This is a genomic window from Myxococcus llanfairpwllgwyngyllgogerychwyrndrobwllllantysiliogogogochensis (assembly GCF_006636215.1).
GTDB lineage: Bacteria > Myxococcota > Myxococcia > Myxococcales > Myxococcaceae > Myxococcus > Myxococcus llanfairpwllgwyngyllgogerychwyrndrobwllllantysiliogogogochensis.
In genome coordinates, this window is record NZ_VIFM01000834.1 from 1 (window position 1) to 427 (window position 427).

Sequence of the window (427 nt, forward strand, 5' to 3'; positions counted from 1 at the left end):
GCGATAAATCCGCCCTTACCCTGCACGACCGGCAGCACGATTAGCCCGCCCCAGCCGGCATAGCACTGCGCGCCGAGCAGGGCGGTAGTGACGCAACCGCTGGCGGCGCCAATCATAATTGAGGGGATCACCCGCAGCGGGTCGGCGGCGGCAAAGGGGATGGCCCCTTCGGAGACGCCAACGCAGCCCATTACCAGCGCGGCTTTGCCGGTTTCACGCTCTTCGGCGCTGAAATATTTGCGGCCGACAAGCGTTGCCAGCCCCATGCCCAGCGGCGGAATGGCGATACCGACGGCGGCGATGGCCACGACGCTGTAAATGCCCTGGGAGACGCAAATCAGCATAAAGGCATAAGCCACTTTATTCACCGGGCCGCCCATGTCGAAGGCCAGCATCAGGCCCATGATGATGGCGAGCAGGACAATAC

The 427-nt window shown here is 63.2% G+C and carries 1 protein-coding gene; it reads right to left on the reverse strand.

Annotated features, from left to right (window positions below):
• On the reverse strand, positions 1–427 hold a 427-nt coding region (locus tag FJV41_RS56005), incomplete at both ends, for a PTS sugar transporter subunit IIC (RefSeq protein ID WP_497812689.1).